At 46.1% G+C, this 18,192-nt stretch carries 12 protein-coding genes and 1 pseudogene; 11 read left to right on the forward strand and 2 right to left on the reverse strand.

Translation table 11 applies throughout. The annotated features are described in order from the left end of the window. Nucleotides 1-43: 43 nt before the first annotated feature. Nucleotides 44-910: a helix-turn-helix transcriptional regulator gene (locus SBI19_RS01630; protein WP_317964452.1), complete on the reverse strand. Its 867-nt coding sequence runs from the start codon at nt 908-910 to the stop codon at nt 44-46. Between the two features lie 130 nt (nt 911-1,040). On the opposite strand from SBI19_RS01630, the gene SBI19_RS01635 reads away from it, so the two are divergent. The 8 genes from SBI19_RS01635 (at nt 1,041) to SBI19_RS01670 (ending at nt 14,050) form a co-directional block, all read left to right on the forward strand. Next, complete coding sequence (locus tag SBI19_RS01635; protein ID WP_317964453.1) at nt 1,041-2,672, forward strand: hypothetical protein; 1,632 nt, start codon at nt 1,041-1,043, stop codon at nt 2,670-2,672. A gap of 17 nt (nt 2,673-2,689) precedes the next feature. After that, nucleotides 2,690-3,994 carry a family 4 glycosyl hydrolase gene (locus tag SBI19_RS01640; protein ID WP_317964454.1) on the forward strand — a complete coding sequence of 435 codons (1,305 nt, stop codon included), beginning with the start codon at nt 2,690-2,692 and terminating at the stop codon, nt 3,992-3,994. 97 nt (nt 3,995-4,091) lie between these two features. Next, nucleotides 4,092-4,988: a carbohydrate ABC transporter permease gene (locus SBI19_RS01645; RefSeq protein ID WP_317964455.1), complete on the forward strand. Its 897-nt coding sequence runs from the start codon at nt 4,092-4,094 to the stop codon at nt 4,986-4,988. A 23-nt stretch (nt 4,989-5,011) separates the two neighbouring features. After that, nucleotides 5,012-5,857, forward strand: a complete 846-nt coding sequence (locus tag SBI19_RS01650; RefSeq protein WP_317964456.1) for a carbohydrate ABC transporter permease — start codon at nt 5,012-5,014, stop codon at nt 5,855-5,857. 81 nt (nt 5,858-5,938) lie between these two features. Next, on the forward strand, nt 5,939-7,225 hold the full coding sequence (locus SBI19_RS01655) for an ABC transporter substrate-binding protein (protein WP_317964457.1): 1,287 nt from the start codon (nt 5,939-5,941) through the stop codon (nt 7,223-7,225). A 75-nt stretch (nt 7,226-7,300) separates the two neighbouring features. Continuing rightward, nucleotides 7,301-9,898 (forward strand): beta-mannosidase, encoded by a 2,598-nt coding sequence (locus SBI19_RS01660; protein ID WP_483312216.1) that lies wholly within the window; start codon nt 7,301-7,303, stop codon nt 9,896-9,898. After that, nucleotides 9,873-12,236 carry a glycoside hydrolase family 38 N-terminal domain-containing protein gene (locus tag SBI19_RS01665; protein ID WP_317964459.1) on the forward strand — a complete coding sequence of 788 codons (2,364 nt, stop codon included), beginning with the start codon at nt 9,873-9,875 and terminating at the stop codon, nt 12,234-12,236. Before SBI19_RS01660 ends, SBI19_RS01665 begins: the two co-directional genes overlap by 26 nt. Before the next feature lie 68 nt (nt 12,237-12,304). Then, nucleotides 12,305-14,050 carry a class I mannose-6-phosphate isomerase gene (locus tag SBI19_RS01670; RefSeq protein WP_317964460.1) on the forward strand — a complete coding sequence of 582 codons (1,746 nt, stop codon included), beginning with the start codon at nt 12,305-12,307 and terminating at the stop codon, nt 14,048-14,050. On the opposite strand, the pseudogene SBI19_RS29540 reads toward SBI19_RS01670, so the two are convergent. Further along, a pseudogene (locus SBI19_RS29540) lies at nt 13,978-14,190 on the reverse strand (hypothetical protein); the annotation flags it as partial. The gene SBI19_RS01670 and the pseudogene SBI19_RS29540 sit on opposite strands and share 73 nt — an antisense overlap. 515 nt (nt 14,191-14,705) lie before the next feature. Between SBI19_RS29540 and SBI19_RS01675 the strand changes: the two are divergent. Genes SBI19_RS01675 through SBI19_RS01685 form a run of 3 tightly spaced genes read left to right on the forward strand, consistent with a single transcriptional unit; the run spans nt 14,706 to nt 18,171 of the window. Then, nucleotides 14,706-16,139 (forward strand): amidohydrolase, encoded by a 1,434-nt coding sequence (locus tag SBI19_RS01675; protein ID WP_317964461.1) that lies wholly within the window; start codon nt 14,706-14,708, stop codon nt 16,137-16,139. After that, nucleotides 16,136-17,158, forward strand: coding sequence for an ABC transporter ATP-binding protein (locus tag SBI19_RS01680; protein ID WP_317964462.1), 1,023 nt, complete (start codon nt 16,136-16,138; stop codon nt 17,156-17,158). The genes SBI19_RS01675 and SBI19_RS01680 overlap by 4 nt, the downstream gene beginning before the upstream one ends. Continuing rightward, entirely contained in the window at nt 17,155-18,171 is a 1,017-nt protein-coding gene (locus tag SBI19_RS01685) for an ABC transporter ATP-binding protein (protein WP_317964463.1), read from the forward strand. The genes SBI19_RS01680 and SBI19_RS01685 overlap by 4 nt, the downstream gene beginning before the upstream one ends. Nucleotides 18,172-18,192 lie beyond the last annotated feature (21 nt).

The raw sequence follows: 18,192 nt of genomic DNA on the forward strand, positions 1-18,192 counted from the left end.
AGCGAACGTGTTCATCGTTAATGAACGCGTTCGCTCTTTTGCATTAGGCTCTGAATTGATTTCGGTATTCTCGCGGCGTTTTGTTTTCCGCTTTTTGAAAACAGCGCGTGAAGTAAGTATTACTGTCAAACCCTACCTCGCTTGCGATATCTGCAATGCTGCCGTCCGTGTTGATTAACAACAACTTAGCTTGTTCAATGCGAACTTTCATCAAGTACTGCAAGGGTGTACATCCCTGATGCTTCTGCATACTTCTAGTGATGTATACAGGATGAAAGTGAAACTCTTCAGCTAATGCTTCATTCGTTATCGAATCTTTATAGTTATTTCTTAGATACTCTGTCACTCGTTCGATTAATAGCTGACTAGTAGAAGCACTCATCTCTTGCGTTTCTTGAAAAACGATTCGAATCAACCTCTGGAATGCAGACTGCTGTTCCCAACCATTCGTCATGGATGTTTTATTGTTTAATGTCAATAACAGACTCATTTCTCTTTTAACATCGTCCTTATTTTTGATGGACCAGTGCTTTGGAATATATAACGAATAGGTATTGCCGAAATGTTGATATCGACTTAATTCGAGTGGCAAGGTTTCCTCTTGAGATTGCTCTTCCACTTCAAACCAGCGTGAACCAGCTTGAAAATGCAACCAGAAAAAACGAGTCTTCTCAGAGCTCGGAGCGGTAGAGTAATGATGGGCATCCGGACGAAGAATAAGCATGTCCCACGGTTTTAATTCCCACTGACGATCTGCCTCCCCTATGAATAACTTTCCTTCCAGTACGATAAGCAAATCGAAAACGCCTATGTTCGAACGTGCGGCATGAGATTCGTCTTTATTAATAATCTGTTCTCCACAAATATAGAAATGAGGCAGGGGTGGGGTATCAAAATAATAACAGGGCATTTGTGTACCACCTCTCGACTAGTTTAAATCGTACGAAATATGTTCTTAATAATACTATTATTGTCATGTAATTTCTAGTTAAAATCAATTCATCGACAGTACAATTTATTTGATTTCTAAGGAGAGACATATGTATACGCTTGCTTATTATTTCGGTGATACCTACGTGACTTATGGCGGATTGAAGTTCGCCATTCGACTATCGACGAAAGAGAATATTTATTGTCCTTCACCAGAGCATACTCAAACTGTGGAGGTTAATGGAAAGTTGCAGCTTACTTCAAAACGGTTGTGGGCAGCCGGGGGGCAGTTATCAGCTGAAGGATCCTTAGCACTTACAATTGGAAGAAATGATGATGGATCCTTCTCCATCCACGGTCAAGGCGAACATGCAACAGAGCTTTGTAAATCGCTGCTTATTCATATCATCGGTATCGATATTACGTACTTTGACGCAGATTCAGATAACATGGGCAGACGAGAATTCCAGTATCCAAGTGGCATTCATCCATTGATTTATCCTGGTCGAGATGCAATGATGCCGCTCGTTATGATCGGGGAAAGAGCAAACGAAAGCAGCATCGCACAAGAATGGTATGCCCTTTCCAAAGATAACTTGGTTCGAAAGAAGGGATTTGCAGCTTATTACGACATGGAAGAACAGGCGCCCGTCCTCATTCTTTCTTTCGAGGAGGATCGTCGTAAGTGGACAAACCAAATTGAGCTGCCGGAATGGAAAATGGGCAAAGTCCAATCCAGGGCACAAGTTGTCGCTGAACGCTGCAAAGATCTGGAACATGACTTCGGTGTTAGGCCATTTCAAAATCGTGAAGAACTGCAATGGATAGAAGATATTCGAGTCGTCGTCAACTTCCACGGCGAACATTGGACGGGTCATGTGTTCAACACTTTCCATGATATGGAGGAACAACTTAGAGATCTATGCAGGGAAATGCCTGGCAAACATATTCTCGCATTTTTACCTGCGTGGGATGGTCGGTACTACTACACCTATCCTTATCACGAGGCGGGCGAACGGCTAGGAGGAGAAGCAGGTCTACGTAAGCTGGTTGAGACCGCTCACTCGCTCGGTGTCAAAGTTATTCCAATGCTAGGCGGCCCCAATCTGGTGACTCGCCAATTTCTTCAGGAAAACAATATGCTCGATGCAGTATTGAAAGATACCGAAGGAATTCCTCAGATTCAGAATTGGATCGATTGGAACAGCGATTTGTCGCAAGAGAACATGGGATATATCGTAAATTATGGGCATCCGGGTCTGCGTGATTACATGCTGAATAAAGTGGATGAGTTAATGAACAAGTATGGCTTTGACGGCATCTTCTTAGATGGGGCCATTCGGTGGTCCAATGCGCCCGACTATTCGCCATTCGAGGGAGTCTCTGCTTTTGCAAATGAATTTGCTAGGCGCCACCCTGGCAAGTTGTTAATGGGCGAGGACGGGTACGACGTACTGTGGGGACTGTTCGGACTTTTCGCCACTAGTTGGGGCCCCCTCGGTTTAGAGCACGCAATGCTGCGCTATACCAGACAAACCGAGTATCTTGCTTATCCTGCTTTCAACGGCAGCTCGGGGATCCATGAGATTGGTTGGAACTGGTCGTCCATCGACAAGAGCAACAAAGCCTTCACAATTCCGACGCTTACCTTGTTCGCCGGTGATACCAAACGTTATGACGATGAAATACGCGAGAAACTGCATCAATGTACGAATTGGCACCTAGAGACTCGTAATCAATGAAGCAGGGAGAGACACCAATGAAAATCGTTTTGATTGGCGGCGGGAGTTTCGTCTTTGCACCGACTGTACTTGAGGATGCAATTGTCAAGCATAAGCTTGAAGGTTCGTTAATTCTTGTTGACCCTAATATAGCAGCTGCTGAAGCAATGGCAGCTGCGGGAAGAAGGATTGCCAAGGAGCTAGGGGTACAGCTCGAGATTCAAGCGACCTCAGAACGTCTAGAAGCTTTGCGGGAAGCTGATTTCGTTATTGTTTCCGCTTCACCGCAAGGGGCCAAACGCTGGTGTATGGATTTCGAATACCTCTCCAGTATTGGGCTAGCTGATCAAGCTAGAGAATGCGGTGGTATCGGAGGATTGCTCAACTCTCTGCGCGCCATTTCCCTAGTGCTTGATGTCTGTGGAGATATGGAGCGGCTTTGCCCCAAAGCCATGCTTCTTGTCGTTACGAATCCGATGCCCAGAGTCGTAACGGCTGTACAGCAGTATACCTCCATTCGCGTTGTCGGTTTCTGTAATATCGCGTACCGAGGGGCGGATGGATATAGGTTAATCCCTCATTTACTTGGCCGAAGTCCAGAATCGCTCGATATCGTAACCGGTGGTTTGAACCACTTCGCTTGGATTTGTTCCATTCGTGATCGAAGGACAGGCGAAGACTTACTGCCGCAATTAACCGAACGAATCCAGAATGGGACATGGGAACAGTTCGACTCTTCCATTCAGAGGGAACTTGCAATCATGAGAAACTGGTATTCCGAATACGGCGGAATAGCTGCCGGTGCAGTGGATCATCATGCAGAATATTTGCCGTTCGTAGCAAGCATTCATTATCCAACGGCACCTCCTTATCACGGGACGGAAGAGGAACGCAAACAGAGAATGATTGAAATACAACATATTGCGGACGGGAAAGTAGATTGGAAGGAACTATTCCAACATTCGAGTTGGGAACACCCGGTTGATCTTGCTATTGCGCTCCACACTAGAAAGTCAGAATATTTTGATATTTTAAACATCCGAAATGATGGTGCCATCCCATATCTTCCAGATGAGCGCATCGTCGAAGTGCCTGTAAAGGTATCGAATGGAAAATTAGCAGCCATACCACTGAATCCGTTCCCGGATAAACTAGCTAATCTTATTCGTCAGGTATCCGATGTGCATAGTCTCGTTGCAGCATCAGCTGCAACGGGCAGCAGGGAGGCAGCTCGTGAAGCAATGCTACGAGATCCTGCCATTGTCGACAAAGAGAAAGCCTTGCAAGCATTTGATCATCAACTTGCCGTTCATGCTGATCTTCTCCCTAGATTCAAATTCTAATCTGATTGGCCCTGAATTGGGCCAATTGCTCCAGTCTTCTATGGAAGCTTTGTTTTACTCAAAACTGTAAGCACTTTCATCACATGGAGGAAGAGAGATGCGTGATAAACAAACGGGATTATTCTACCTGTTCATATCGCCCTGGTTATTAGGCTTTCTTGGATTAACTGCAGGCCCCATGCTTTATTCACTCTACATGTCTTTTACGGATTGGCAAATATTCGGCGATGCGAATTGGGTTGGCCTATCGAATTATAAAACACTGTTCCATGACAAAATATTCTGGATTTCCCTGTGGAACACCTTGTACTACACCTTTATCAGTGTGCCGTTAGGATTGGTATTTGGATATCTGCTGGCTGTCTTGTTGAATCAGAAGGTCAAGGGACTTGGGGTTTTTCGTACGATCTTCTACCTACCTTCTATCGTTCCTGCAGTAGCAAGCTCGCTTCTTTGGTTATTAGTATTCCAGCCTGAATTTGGCTTGGCAAATGCGATCCTATCCTACCTGCATTTGCCGACCTCTAACTGGATTATGAGCGAGCATATGGTTAAGCCGTCATTAATTATTATGAGCCTATGGGGGGTAGGCGGCGGCATGGTCATCTATCTCGCGGGGCTTCAAAGTGTATCGCCTAGTCTATATGAGGCGGCAGAGATTGATGGTGCGACTCGTTGGAAGAAGTTCTGGCGCATTACTGTTCCCATGACGTCCAACGTCATTTTCTTCAGTCTTATCATGGGTTTGATTGGCTCGTTCCAAATTTTCACTCAAGCTTTCGTTATGACAACTGATGCCAGTGGCCAAAATGGCGGACCTAATTATGCTTCCACATTCTATGTCCTGTATTTGTATAACAACGCGTTCAAGTATTTCAAAATGGGGTATGCGTCCGCGCTGGCTTGGGTCCTATTTCTGATTATTATCTTGTTTACTTTCATTCAATTTAAAGTTTTCGGCAAAAAAGTGTACTACGAAGCAGAAGACCAATAGCTCTGTGAGAGGAGAGAAAGCTTTTGTCCAAGACATCCTTAGTCAAAGCAAATAATTTTGATAGAACCATCACATATGCACTTCTTATCTTATTGTCGTTGGTCTTTATCCTTCCGTTCGTTTGGCTGGTATCTACTTCACTCAAACCCGAAAGCGATGCTGTCGCTTTTCCCCCTGCCTTATTCCCGAATGAGGTGAAGTGGGACAATTACGCTAAAGTATTTGAACTGGTTCCGTTTGGTCGGTTCTATTTAAACACCATTATTATTACTTCTTGTTCAGTAATTGGAACGATCCTATCCAGTTCGATTGTCGCTTACGGTTTTGCCAGAATTTCTGCCAAAGGTAAAAACTTCTGGTTCGTCATGCTTCTGGCAACCATGATGCTTCCGAGTCAAGTCACAATGATTCCGGTTTATCTAATCTTCTCAAGACTTCATTGGATAAACACATTCTTGCCTCTGATTGTTCCAGCTTTTATGGGAAGCGCCTTCTTTATATTCTTGCTGAGACAATTTTTCAAGACCATTCCCAGGGAATTAGAAGATGCCGCTATCATTGATGGCTGTTCTACATTCGGCATATTCGCAAAAATCATTTTGCCGCTTTCAGGTCCCGCAATCACAACGGTTGCGATTCTCAGCTTTATGTGGTCCTGGAACGATTTTATGTCGCCGCTTATCTATCTGAACGATCAGGTTAAGTTTACTTTGGCGATCGGGCTGCAGTTATTCAACGGTGTTCAGAATTCACTATGGGGACCTGGAATGGCTGCTAGTTCGATGGTTATCGCTCCATTGGTCGTTTTATTTTTCCTTGCACAAAGATTCTTTATCGAAGGTATAGCATTGTCGGGAATCAAGGGATAGGGCTAATCCAGGTTATTACCTGCATCAGGGCACATGTCCGGTCAGGAATAATAAATATGACATTTATAGGGGGAAGTCAGAATGAAAAGTAAGAAACGTATCATGGCATTCGGTATATCCGTTTTATTAGCTTCGACTCTAGCTGCATGCGGCACAACTGATCAGTCTACGTCCAAAGGTTCCGGTGGTTCTAGTTCAGCAGTAACACTAAACTTCATGGCTTGGGGCAATGGTCCAGAGGAGTTGAAAGGCGATAAAGCTATTATCGATGAATTTATGAAGCAAAACCCTACCGTAAAAGTCAATATTCTAACGGCACCTTATGGACAGTATTCGGACAAGCTAGTAACAATGGCAGCTGGCAATAATTTGCCTGATGTATTCTGGGTGGGTGACAAAATTCCAGACTTCGCGGAAAAAGGATTGCTGATGCCGCTGGATGATCTGATTATGAAAAACAATATTGATCTGGATGATTGGCTGCCTGGAGGCACAGACATTGGCCGATGGAGGGACAAAACCTTTGGATTTCCACGCGATTTGATTAACATTCATGTCGCCTACAACAAGGATATGTTCGATAAAGCGCAAGTACCGTATCCGAATGATGATTGGACTTGGAACGACTTTCTAGCTGTTGCTCAAAAGCTAACGATTAAAGATTCTAATGGTAAAGTAACGCAATTCGGCATTGCCAGCTACTACCGAGACGAAGCGATCGTGCAAAATGGAGGCTTGAGCTTTGATTTTGATGGACAGTCACCGGTCGTCATGTTTGATAAACCTGAAGCGATAGAGGCTATTCAGTTTGTAGCGGATTTAACGAATAAATATCATGTTCAACCATCGGCAGCAGAAAGCAAGGGGATCGGCAATCTCTTCACAGCTCAAAAAGCCGCAATGACTTTCGGCGGTCCATGGGATTGGTCTAACTTCGCTCAAAACGCCAAATTCAAATGGGATATCGTTCAGGTTCCCGCTGGTAAAGCTGGTAACAAATCGCAGCTTCTTGGACTGCCGATCGGGATTAGCTCCAAAACAAAGCATCAGGAGGAAGCATGGAAGCTATTGGAGTTCTTGACACATGGCGGAGGCCAAGATATCCAATCTAATCTTGTGGGGGCGCATCCATCGATCAAACGTACACAGGAAACGTTTAATTCCGGGCAGTACGTACCTGGCAACGTGAAAGTTGTAAACGAATCCATGCAATCCAATACGATATTCGTGAAATCATTCCCTCAATTACAAGAAGCTAGAACCATGTTACAGCCTATATTGGATCAGATTGATCAAGGTAAAGTTCAAGCAGCAGATGCTTTGCCTAAGATTGCAGATGAAATCCGTAATAAATTGAATTTTAAATAACCAGCTTGGGGGGCTTGATTCTGCATTTGAGGCCCCCTTCATTAGATAACAAGCATGTTTGAATGGGATAGGAGAATGGATATGAGAAACGATTATAGTATGAATTTAGAAAACTGGGAGTTCAAGCTCAAACAAGAGGATCGGTGGTTGCCCGCACATGTTCCAGGATGCATCCATACCGATTTGTGGGAGAATGGCGTAATTCCTGACCCGTTTTATGGAACGAATGAAAGAAACCTTCAATGGATTGATAAAGAGGACTGGGAATACAAATCCGTTTTTGATATTCCTGAAGACTTGTTTCTTCTACCACAACTAGAACTCGTATTCGACGGCTTGGATACTTATGCGGATATATGGCTTAACGGTAAATTTATACTTTCGGTTGATAATATGTTCCGTGAATGGCGGAAGGATGTAAAGCCTTGGTTAAAGCACCAGGATAATTTGCTCTTCATCAAATTCCGTTCTCCAATTATGGAGGACTTGCCAAAGTTAAAACAATTGGGATACTCACTGCCTGCCATCAATGACCAGTCCGAGGTTGGAGAATTAGAAGATCAAAAACTTAGTGTATTTGCTCGAAAAGCACCATACCACTACGGATGGGACTGGGGACCAAGGTTTGTAACCAGCGGTATTTGGAGAAACGTCCGACTCGAGGGATGGTCCGAAGCAGTCATTTCGGATATACACATTCAACAACACGAAGTCTCTAATCAGTCGGCAACCTTAACGGCGGTCATTCAAGTAAAAAGCGACACTTCAGGTCAAGGGCTTATTGAACTAACAACGGACAATCATGCATGGAGTTTAGAAATCGCACTTGAAAAGGGCGAACAGACCTATGAACTTAACTTCGAGATGAATGAGCCTAAGCTTTGGTGGTGCAATGGGCTTGGGGATCCTAATCTATATCAATTTCATGTTGAACTTTCCAAGAACGAAATACCGCTTTCACATAAAACTGTAAAAACGGGACTTCGTACGATCAAACTTATCACCGATCCGGATGCATTCGGCACTTCGTTCTATTTTGAATTGAACGGGGTTCCTGTATTTGCTAAAGGAGCAAATCATATACCCAATGATAGTTTCATTACACGCGTGACAGAGGAACGGTACCGCCAAGAGATCCAATCGGCAGCAGAGTCTAACATGAATATGCTCCGTGTCTGGGGCGGAGGCGTTTACGAAGCAGATACATTTTACAACCTATGTGATGAGTACGGCATTATGATTTGGCAGGATTTCATGTTCGCCTGCAGCATGTATCCAGGAGATCAACCTTTCCTTGATAGTGTACGTTTAGAAGCGGAGGACAATGTTAGGAGACTTCGTAATCATCCATGCATAGCACTGTGGTGCGGGAATAACGAGATCGACATGGCTTGGTCGCATTACGATGAGGCATCCGGCTGGGGATGGAAGCAGAAGTACTCCGCTGAGCTTCGGGAAAAAATCTGGCAGGATTACGTTGCATTGTTCCATCGCATTCTTCCAGAAGTGATTCAACAACTTGCGCCGGAAATTGCTTATTGGCCGTCATCTCCACTATGCAGTGCATCGTTCGATGAACAAATGCATGCTCGTCATACTTCGACAGCAGGGGATGTTCATTATTGGGGGGTATGGCATACAGGGGCAAGTTTCGATAGTTACCGCACGCATCAAGCACGGTTTATGAGCGAATACGGTTTCCAATCCTTCCCTGAGTATCGAACTGTGCAGACTTATGCTTCCGAGAAGGATATGGAATTGGAATCAGAAGTCATGCTTGCTCATCAGCGAAGCGGTGGTGGCAACCAACTTATTCTGACTTACATGCAACAGTATATGCCGGAAGCCAAAGATATGGAGTCTTTCCTATATATGAGCCAAATATTGCAAGCGGAAGCTATTCAGACGGCAATCGAGTCCCATCGAAGCAACAAGCCGTTCTGCATGGGGTCTTTGTATTGGCAGATGAATGATTGTTGGCCGGCAGCCTCATGGTCCGGAATAGATTATTACGGACGTTGGAAGGCACTGCAATACGCGGTGAAGCGAAGTTTCCAAGACCTGCGAATCGTATTTGAGGAGAGCGCTCCTGGAAAATTAGATGTTCGGGTCCTTTCAGATTCAGTTGTTCATTCAAAAGGGGAACTCATAGTTGAAGGATATGATTTTCATGGAAACCTAATGAGTCGTATCGGAACTGAAGTTATCATTCAACAACCTTCAGTCAATGTATACACAGCACTTCTAGCAGCGGATCTGATCGGCAGCGTCCAGCCATCAAAGAGTGTTGTGATCGCTAAGTTATTGATAAATGGCGAAGAAGTCGATCGAAACATTCATTATTGGGTTCCAACAAAAGATTTAGACTTACCTTCACCAGTCGTTAAACTTACCCAAGGACAGGATGAGAACGGTATATGGGTTCGTCTGGAAAGTGATCGTCTCGCAAAACAGGTTTGGTTGTCTTCTGAATCGGAGGGCAGGTTCTCTGACAATTACTTCGATCTACTTCCTGCATATCCAGTCACTGTCCGATTTTCTACTGACATACCAGGGTCATTGCCGAGTAAAATCACTGCTCACTCAATGGTCGATTATTTAAAAATAGAACGGAATGAACATTCCTTGCCAGAAGGAGAATATATCGATGAGCGGCAGCAAAGTTTTAAATAGAAAATGGAAACTTTTTGTTGTCAATCACTCGCATATTGATGTGGGATACACAGATTGCCAAGAACGCATTGCGGCTTATCACAAACAATTTATCAGTCAAGCAGTTCAAGCTGCTGTTATAGATCATGAAAAGAAGAGAGATGAGTCCTCACGATTTAAATTTACGATCGAAGGTTTCTGGGCGCTTGAGCAGTTTTGGAAGGATGCAAATGCTACTGAGAAAGACAGGCTACTTGATGCAATAAAAGAAGAACAAATCGAATTAGGAGCCTTTTACCTCCACTTCTGCGAGCTCTTAGACCAAGGTCATCTGGAAGACAGTCTTAAGCCTGCGAGACAATTCGCAGATGAACATGGGCTGCGATTAGATGTCGCAATGGGAAGCGATATTAACGGATTTTCATGGGGAATGTCAGAGGCGTTGTATAACACAGGTGTTCGTTACTTAATGATGAACATCAATACACATCATGGAGGGTGCCCGTTTAAACCGCTTGTTCCATTCCAATGGCAGACGCCGCAAGGAAATCGAATACTAGTTTGGAACGGCTTTCCGTACCATAAAGCTAATTTACTAGGATTGATAGCTGGATGGAATCCGGATATTGATCCAGGTATTCCGGGACTCATCCTCGAAGGGCGTGGCGGATATGTTGATGTAACTGATATATCCTTAGCGGAGGAAAAGATTTTCCCTTTGCTTCGAATTCTTGAGGAGAACGATTATCCCTATGATTTTCTGCCCGTCATGGGTTCGGCACTATATACCGATAACAGTCCGGTAAGCGACAGTTATTGCGATGTAATCGAGCAGTGGAACCAAGTACACGGGGATTCGGTCACAGTAACCTCGTCCACGCTCAAACAATTCTTTATGCATCTGGAACAAAATGTACAGCATATACCGGTTTATAGCGGCGATTGGACGGATTGGTGGTCGGATGGAGCTATATCTACGCCAACCGAAACTGCGCTTTTCCGGCAAGCACAGCGGACAAAGCGATTAATTGAACGCCTAGATCCGAATGGAACAATCGTTACGCCAGAAAATAGGCAAGCCATTACGCAGAATCTACTACTCTACGCAGAGCATACTTGGGGACATTCCCATTGTTTTGTCGAGCCTTGGGACAATCTTGTACAACGTATTCATTTAAGAAAGATGAAATATGCAATTGAAGCAGATGAGCTTGCGAATACGGCACTCTATGAAGTGCTTCAAGCACGTGGCGAAGGCGATTTTACGGCACGCAGACCTAATTCATTCCTAGTCATTAACCCGATGGAACATTTCTCGACGTCCATCGCTCGACTTCATTTTGATGGGTGGGAGAGCGAGTTTCTGAATCGTCCCTTCGTTGTCGTGGATGATGAAGGACGAAGCTATCCTCATCAGATTTCGACTTCGAAGCGAGGCAAAGCAGTCGCAGTCGCTTTAGAACTTGACGGACATCAAGAAAGGAAGCTGTTTGTCAAACCAATAAAAGTGAAAGCAGAATCAACAACCTGCAGTGGCCTTAACAGCATGCATGACGGCTTCGAAAATCCTTTCTATTCGATTAGATGGAATGAGAGGGGCGGCATTGTTTCGCTTATCGATAAGTCCTCCGATCAGCAATTGCTCAAGGTGGATGAACCTCCCTTGGGGTCACCTGTCTATCAAGTATTTCCGGGCGGCCAGCGTGGAGAGGCTGCTGGGTTTATGTCACGTGCAAGAAAGGTCCCACGAGATGAGAAACATGGTGGCCGCTGCATGTCATCTGAAACCATCGAGTCCGGTGAGGTATTTCATATACAGCGCTTTACATACCGAGTTGCCGGTGCCTCTATTTATCAAGTGAACTTCACCTTTTACAAGCAACTTCCCTCAATCGATATTCAGGTGAGGTTGACGAAAGATCTAGTAACCGATCCGGAAGGGATGTATGTGTCGTTTCCTATGGATCTCCCAGGAGGCCAATGGTATATAGACAAGGCAGGAGCAGCTATTCGACCTGGAATTGACCAGCTGCCCAATACGTGCCGAGACTACTACATGGTTCAAGCAGGGGCAGCATTAGTTGGAACGTCCACTGGTGTAATTATTGGGACGCCGGATGCTCCAATGATTCACATTGGCGGTTTAAACCTATGGAGTTACGATTCGAAACGCGTTCCTAAGGGAACTCTATATTCTTGGCTGACCAATAACAAGTGGGAAACCAACTTCAAAGCAACTTGCGAAGGCCATTATGAGTTCAACTACCAATTGTCATGCGGTAAGAACTATTCAGATCCTAATCAAGCACTTGCCGGATTGCATGAACTCTTAGCTCCTTTTGTCACGGTTAGATCGTAGAAACCAAGGCCGCGCGAAAGTGCGGCTTTTTATTTTCAAGAAAAGATCAAAAAAATGTAGGTGATGATATGTTCTCAAATTACGATAAGGAGCCGTCAACTGTAATTAGTGGTTTCGACAATGACGCTCAGCGGGGCTATGCGAAGATTTCTACTGTACTGAATAATCAGATTCATCGTAACAGAAAAACAACGCTAGTCATTGAATGTTATCCGAGTGTAAGACATGAAGAAATAATTGAAGGTCTTAAACGACACTTACCTATCTCTGCAATCTTTCATGCTGAACACGCCTGCAAATCAATCAATGAGATAAATACGTTGTTAGACCGTTACTTGACGGATGATCGGGTGTTAGGGTTTATGACGCCTTTCCGCATAGAAGAGATGTATGATAGCGAGAAAATAAACGAAATACAAGAGAAGTTCAATGCTGTTCGAGAAGGGATAGTTGTAATAATAGGTTTTGGCGCTTCACTTGTAGCGGAAGGCGATATTCTGATTTATGCAGATTTAGCTAGATGGGAGATCCAGCAGAGATATCGGACAAATGAATTCGGAAATTGGCATGCAGATAACGAGAGGGAAGACATCCTTAAGAAGTATAAACGAGGGTATTTCCATGATTGGAGAATGGCAGATCGGTTAAAACGGTCTTTGTTCAACAAAATCGATTATTATCTTGATACAAATTCAGGTCATGATCCGAAGATGGTAAGTTGGAATGCCTATGTGAGCGGTTTAAAACAATTGACCAGTCAGCCATTTCGGCTAGTACCCTATTTTGATCCAGGAGTATGGGGAGGTCGTTGGCTAGAGAAGCATATGAATCTTCCTGCCAAAGAATATTCCTATGCTTGGGGATTCGATGGTGTGCCGGAAGAGAACAGTCTTTATCTTGATTACGGATCAATCAGAATCGAATCGCCAGCCATCAATCTGGTGTATCTGCATCCGAAAGCGCTGCTAGGCGAAAGAGTGTATGCTCGATTCGGTGCAGAATTTCCGATTCGATTTGATTTTCTGGATACACTGGAGGGACAGCCATTAAGCCTTCAAGTGCATCCGACAGTCGGGTATATCCAAGAGCAATTCGGCATGTCATATACCCAAGATGAGAGCTATTACATTATAGAATCAAAGACAGATGCGGCCGTATATCTTGGTTTGACAGAGCTTGCTTCCCCAGAACAAATGATAGAAGATCTAACGTTAGCCCAACAGAGGATTGGTTCATTCCCAGTAGACCATTACATAAATGCCTTTCCTGCTCGTAAACATGATCACTTTTTAATCCCTGCCGGCACCATTCATTGTGCCGCCTCCGATTGTGTAGTGCTTGAGATAAGTGCCACACCTTATATTTTTACTTTCAAATTATGGGATTGGGATCGGTGCGGGTTAGATGGCAAACCTCGTCCTGTCCATATTGCTCATGGAGCTCAAGTCATCCAATGGGATAGAACGACCTCCTGGGTTGAACAAAATCTGGTGAATAAAGTTGAAAGGATTGATGCAGGGAATGGATGGATTGAAGAAAGAACAGGGTTGCATGAATTTCAATTTATTGAAACACACCGTCATTGGTTCTCGGAGAAAGTCGAGCATACAGGAAACGGAAGCGTACAGGTATTAAATCTGGTTGAAGGAGAATCAGCCATCGTGGAGAGTCCTGACGAGTCATTTACTCCGTTTGTTATACATTTTGCGGAAACCTTCATTATGCCTGCCTCAATTTCAAGTTATACCATTCGCCCGTTTGGTTTCGAAGAAGGTAAAAGACTAGCTACGATTAAAGCATATGTTAGAGCGTAAATATATCTATTATATAGCTGTATAAAGCCTCTACGTAGATCCCGGCGTGCTTTAAGCTGTCCCAGTGGAGCGCCTGCCGTAATCTTATAGGTTGGTCGAGGAGTGCTCCCGACAGTTACGCTGCCTGTCACGAAGGAAAGGCCAGCAGGGAGGGCATCGGTTAGTACGAAGTGATGTTAATTTGGATGGCATTCGCGTTAACGACATAAGCGTCGCCAGACGTTGTTAGGATGATGACTGCGGATGATTGGTTGTTGACAAGAAGAGGTTGCACACATAAAGGTCGTTCAAACCTTGTGCGTGCAGCCTCTTATTTATCATAAAAGCTTTATGGCGAAGGTGTTATCAACTGTAAATAAATGTTTCATTTAGTTATCTGTTGGATAATTATTCATTGCAATAATTCGACTACATATACCTTCCAATATCTCAATCTGCGAGTGGGATTGATGGCGTGATAACAGGCGGCTACAAGCTCTGCTAGGGGCTGGAATGAGATCGATTGAATTCATGAATCGAACGATCAAACAATCCTATATTGGGATTTATTGACTAAAGAGATAGGTGATGATAGATTATGTTCAACTTAAATTCCACTATCCTGATGCGAATTAAAGTAATTGTGAATATGAACATACGATAGAGGAGGCTGGTCATGAGCAAGCAGCAAATTGTGCAGTGGATTGAAGAAAATCAAGCAAGCTTCGACCAATTAGCCGATCAAATCTGGGCGCACCCGGAGACAGCATATGAGGAGCGTTTCGCATCCGAAGCGCAAATTGCTGTTCTTCAGCAGGCCGGATTCCGTATCGCAAGCCAAGTGGGTGGCATTCCGACCGCATTCATCGCTGAATATGGAAGCGGCTCACCGATTATTGGGTTTATCGGAGAATACGACGCGCTTCCAGGATTGTCTCAACAAGTCAACACCGTACCTGAACCTGTCGTCCATAACGGTCCCGGGCATGGATGCGGCCATAATTTGCTCGGAACGGCTGGTGTAGAGGCGGCTATCGCTGCAGCAGACCGACTGTTAGAAGAGGGATTGACAGGTACGATTCGTTATTACGGCTGTCCTGCCGAGGAAGTGCTGTCCGGCAAGACGTTCATGGCAAGAGAAGGCGTATTCCATGACCTTGATGCTGCGCTGACTTGGCATCCCGGATCGTCCAACTTAGCTGTTTCCGCCGGAACATCGGCGCTTACGTCGGTTGAGTTCTATTTTCAAGGTCGTACCGCACATGCCGGAGCCGCGCCGCACCTGGGCAGAAGCGCGCTCGATGCAGTGGAGCTGATGAATGTCGGCGCCAATTATTTGCGGGAGCATGTTCCTGACGGATCGCGTATCCATTACACGATAACGAACGGGGGCGTAGCGCCGAATATCGTCCCGGATCAAGCAAGCGTATGGTATTTCCTGCGTGGTGCGAATCGTGAACAAGTGGATAGTCTGCTTGAGCGCTTGCTTAATATTGCGCGCGGCGCAGCGCTTATGACAGAAACAAGCGTGACATGGGATATCAAAGCCGGCGCCTATGATTTTAAACCTAACGAGACGCTCAATGATCTGCTCGTTGCGCAATGGGAAGAAGCTGGAGCGATTGATTTTACCGTGGAGGAACGTAAATGGGCGAAGCAGCTAACGGACACCTTGGATCCGACTGCACTGCGCCAAGCCAAGCATCAGACCGAACGGCTTGGACTTGGTGAAGAGGGACCACTTCCGACCGGTTTCGCAAGGTGGAAACCAATCGGTGTCACGCTTGGAGGATCGACTGACCTAGGTGATGTGTCATGGATTACACCGGTAGGCACGATAACGACAACCTGTGCGCCAGTCGGCATTCAAGTTCATACCTGGCAGGCTACTGCTGCGTTCGGTTCCTCGATCGGACGGAAAGGGATGCAGTATGCCGCCAAGCTGTTAGCGCTTGCTGCATATGAGCTGTTCACGACCGGGGAGGAGACGCTGAAGCGAGCGAAAGAGGAGTTCCGGCAAACGACACGCGACAGTGTGTATATTCCGGCCATTCCGACAGAAGCTCAACCGCCGATCCTGAAGACGCAACCTGTTGAGGTTACCCGATGACATCGCCGCTGCTTGCCATTGATCGTCTGTCAGTCGGTTTCCGTACGGATGGCGGCGAGATGACAGCAGTCGACGATCTTACGCTTACCGCATCCGAAGGAGAGACGATTTGCATTGTAGGCGAATCGGGGAGCGGCAAGAGTGTCGCGTCACAATCGATCCTTCGGCTGCTTGGGAAGAACGGCTTTATTCAGCAAGGAGAGATTCGGCTGAAGGGCGATAATTTGCTGCGTAAATCCGAGAAGGAGCTTCGGCGCATTCGAGGGAAGGATATCGCAATCATATTCCAAGAGCCGATGACAGCGTTGAATCCCGTCTTCACCGTCGGTCATCAACTGCTGGAGGTTATCAAGCTGCATTCGAAGCGAAGAGGAAGAGATGCGCGCGAATATGCAGTAGAGCTGCTGAGGCGTGTTGGGATTCCACGGCCGGAGTCAGTCATGCATGACTATCCGCATGCGTTGTCGGGCGGAATGCGCCAGCGTGTAGTCATTGCAATGGCTATCGCAAGCAAACCGCAACTGCTCATTGCCGATGAGCCGACGACGGCATTGGATGTTACGGTGCAAGCTCAAATCTTGGCGCTGCTGAAGACGCTGCAAGAGGAAAGTGGAACGAGCATTCTTCTTATCACCCATGATTTGGGCGTTGTGGCTGAGATGGCAGATAAGGTTGTGGTTATGTATGCAGGCCAGATTGTCGAGCAGGCGGATGTAGATTCGCTATTTGATCAACCCATGCACCCCTATACGCAAGGCTTAATGAAAGCAATACCCTCCGTGCATTCACATGATGGTGAGCGACCAGACAGACTGGCATCGATAGCGGGTACGGTCCCTGCATTGAACCGCCTGCCGCAAGGATGCCGATTTCACCCTCGTTGTGCCTATGCGACAGAGATTTGCAGGCAAACTCCGCCTTCGCTTGCGCCAGCAGGTGACAATCGTCTCGTACGTTGCTGGCTTGCTGACACATCAGGGAATTCGAAACTTGAGCCAGCAGGAGGTGCATCCGTATGACAAGCACGCTGGCGCATGACTTGCATGACGCACACGAAGCTCATCGATCGGCGACGATCGCTCGGCTGGATAAAGTGAAAACGTACTATCCGATACGAGGCGGGGTTCTAAACCGAACGAAGGAATACGTCCGTGCTGTTGACGGTGTGACATTGGATATCTATGCAGGAGAGACACTGGGTCTAGTAGGAGAGTCGGGCTGCGGCAAATCGACGATCGGCAGAACGCTGCTGCGTCTTGAAGATATTCATGATGGTCGTATCTGGTTCGATGAAGCGGAGATTACGAAGTTCTCGGATAGACGGATGAAACCGCTGCGGACGCAAATGCAAATGATCTTCCAAGATCCGTATGCTTCGTTGAATCCGCGTCAGCGCGTCGGCGAGCTGCTGGCGGAGCCCTTGCTCGCACATAGGCTGACCGATAAGTCAGCGGTTGAGGGAGAGATTGATCGGCTGCTGGATCTGGTCGGACTGCCGCGATCGAGCAAGGATCGATTTCCGCACGAGTTCTCAGGCGGACAACGACAGCGAATCGGCATTGCACGCGCGCTGTCGGTGAGGCCTAAGCTCATCGTATGCGATGAACCTGTATCGGCGCTAGACGTATCGATTCAAGCCCAAATTCTCAATTTGTTGCAGGATCTGCAGAAGGAGCTCGGCTTAACGTATGTGTTCATCGCTCACGGCCTTGGCGCAGTCCGTTACATCAGTACGCGGATTGCCGTCATGTATCTAGGGCGGATTGTTGAGCTCGGTGACAAGAATAGTCTCTTCGAGAAACCGAAGCATCCTTATACCCGATTGCTGCTGGATGCGAATCCGGTCCATCATCCTCAACTGCGATCAAGACATAAAGCGCTGCTTGACGGCGAGGCGCCTAATCCAGTTAACCCGCCTAATGGTTGCCGCTTCCATACACGCTGCCCTTATGCACAGGCGAAGTGCCGCGAAGAGGAGCCGCAGCTCCAAGGAACTGCTCACGCTGCTGCATGCCATTATCCGCTCTGGTAAGCACATGGCAATTAGAAAGGA

It is taken from the genome of Paenibacillus sp. CCS19 (assembly GCF_033239625.1).
Lineage (GTDB): Bacteria > Bacillota > Bacilli > Paenibacillales > Paenibacillaceae > Paenibacillus_T.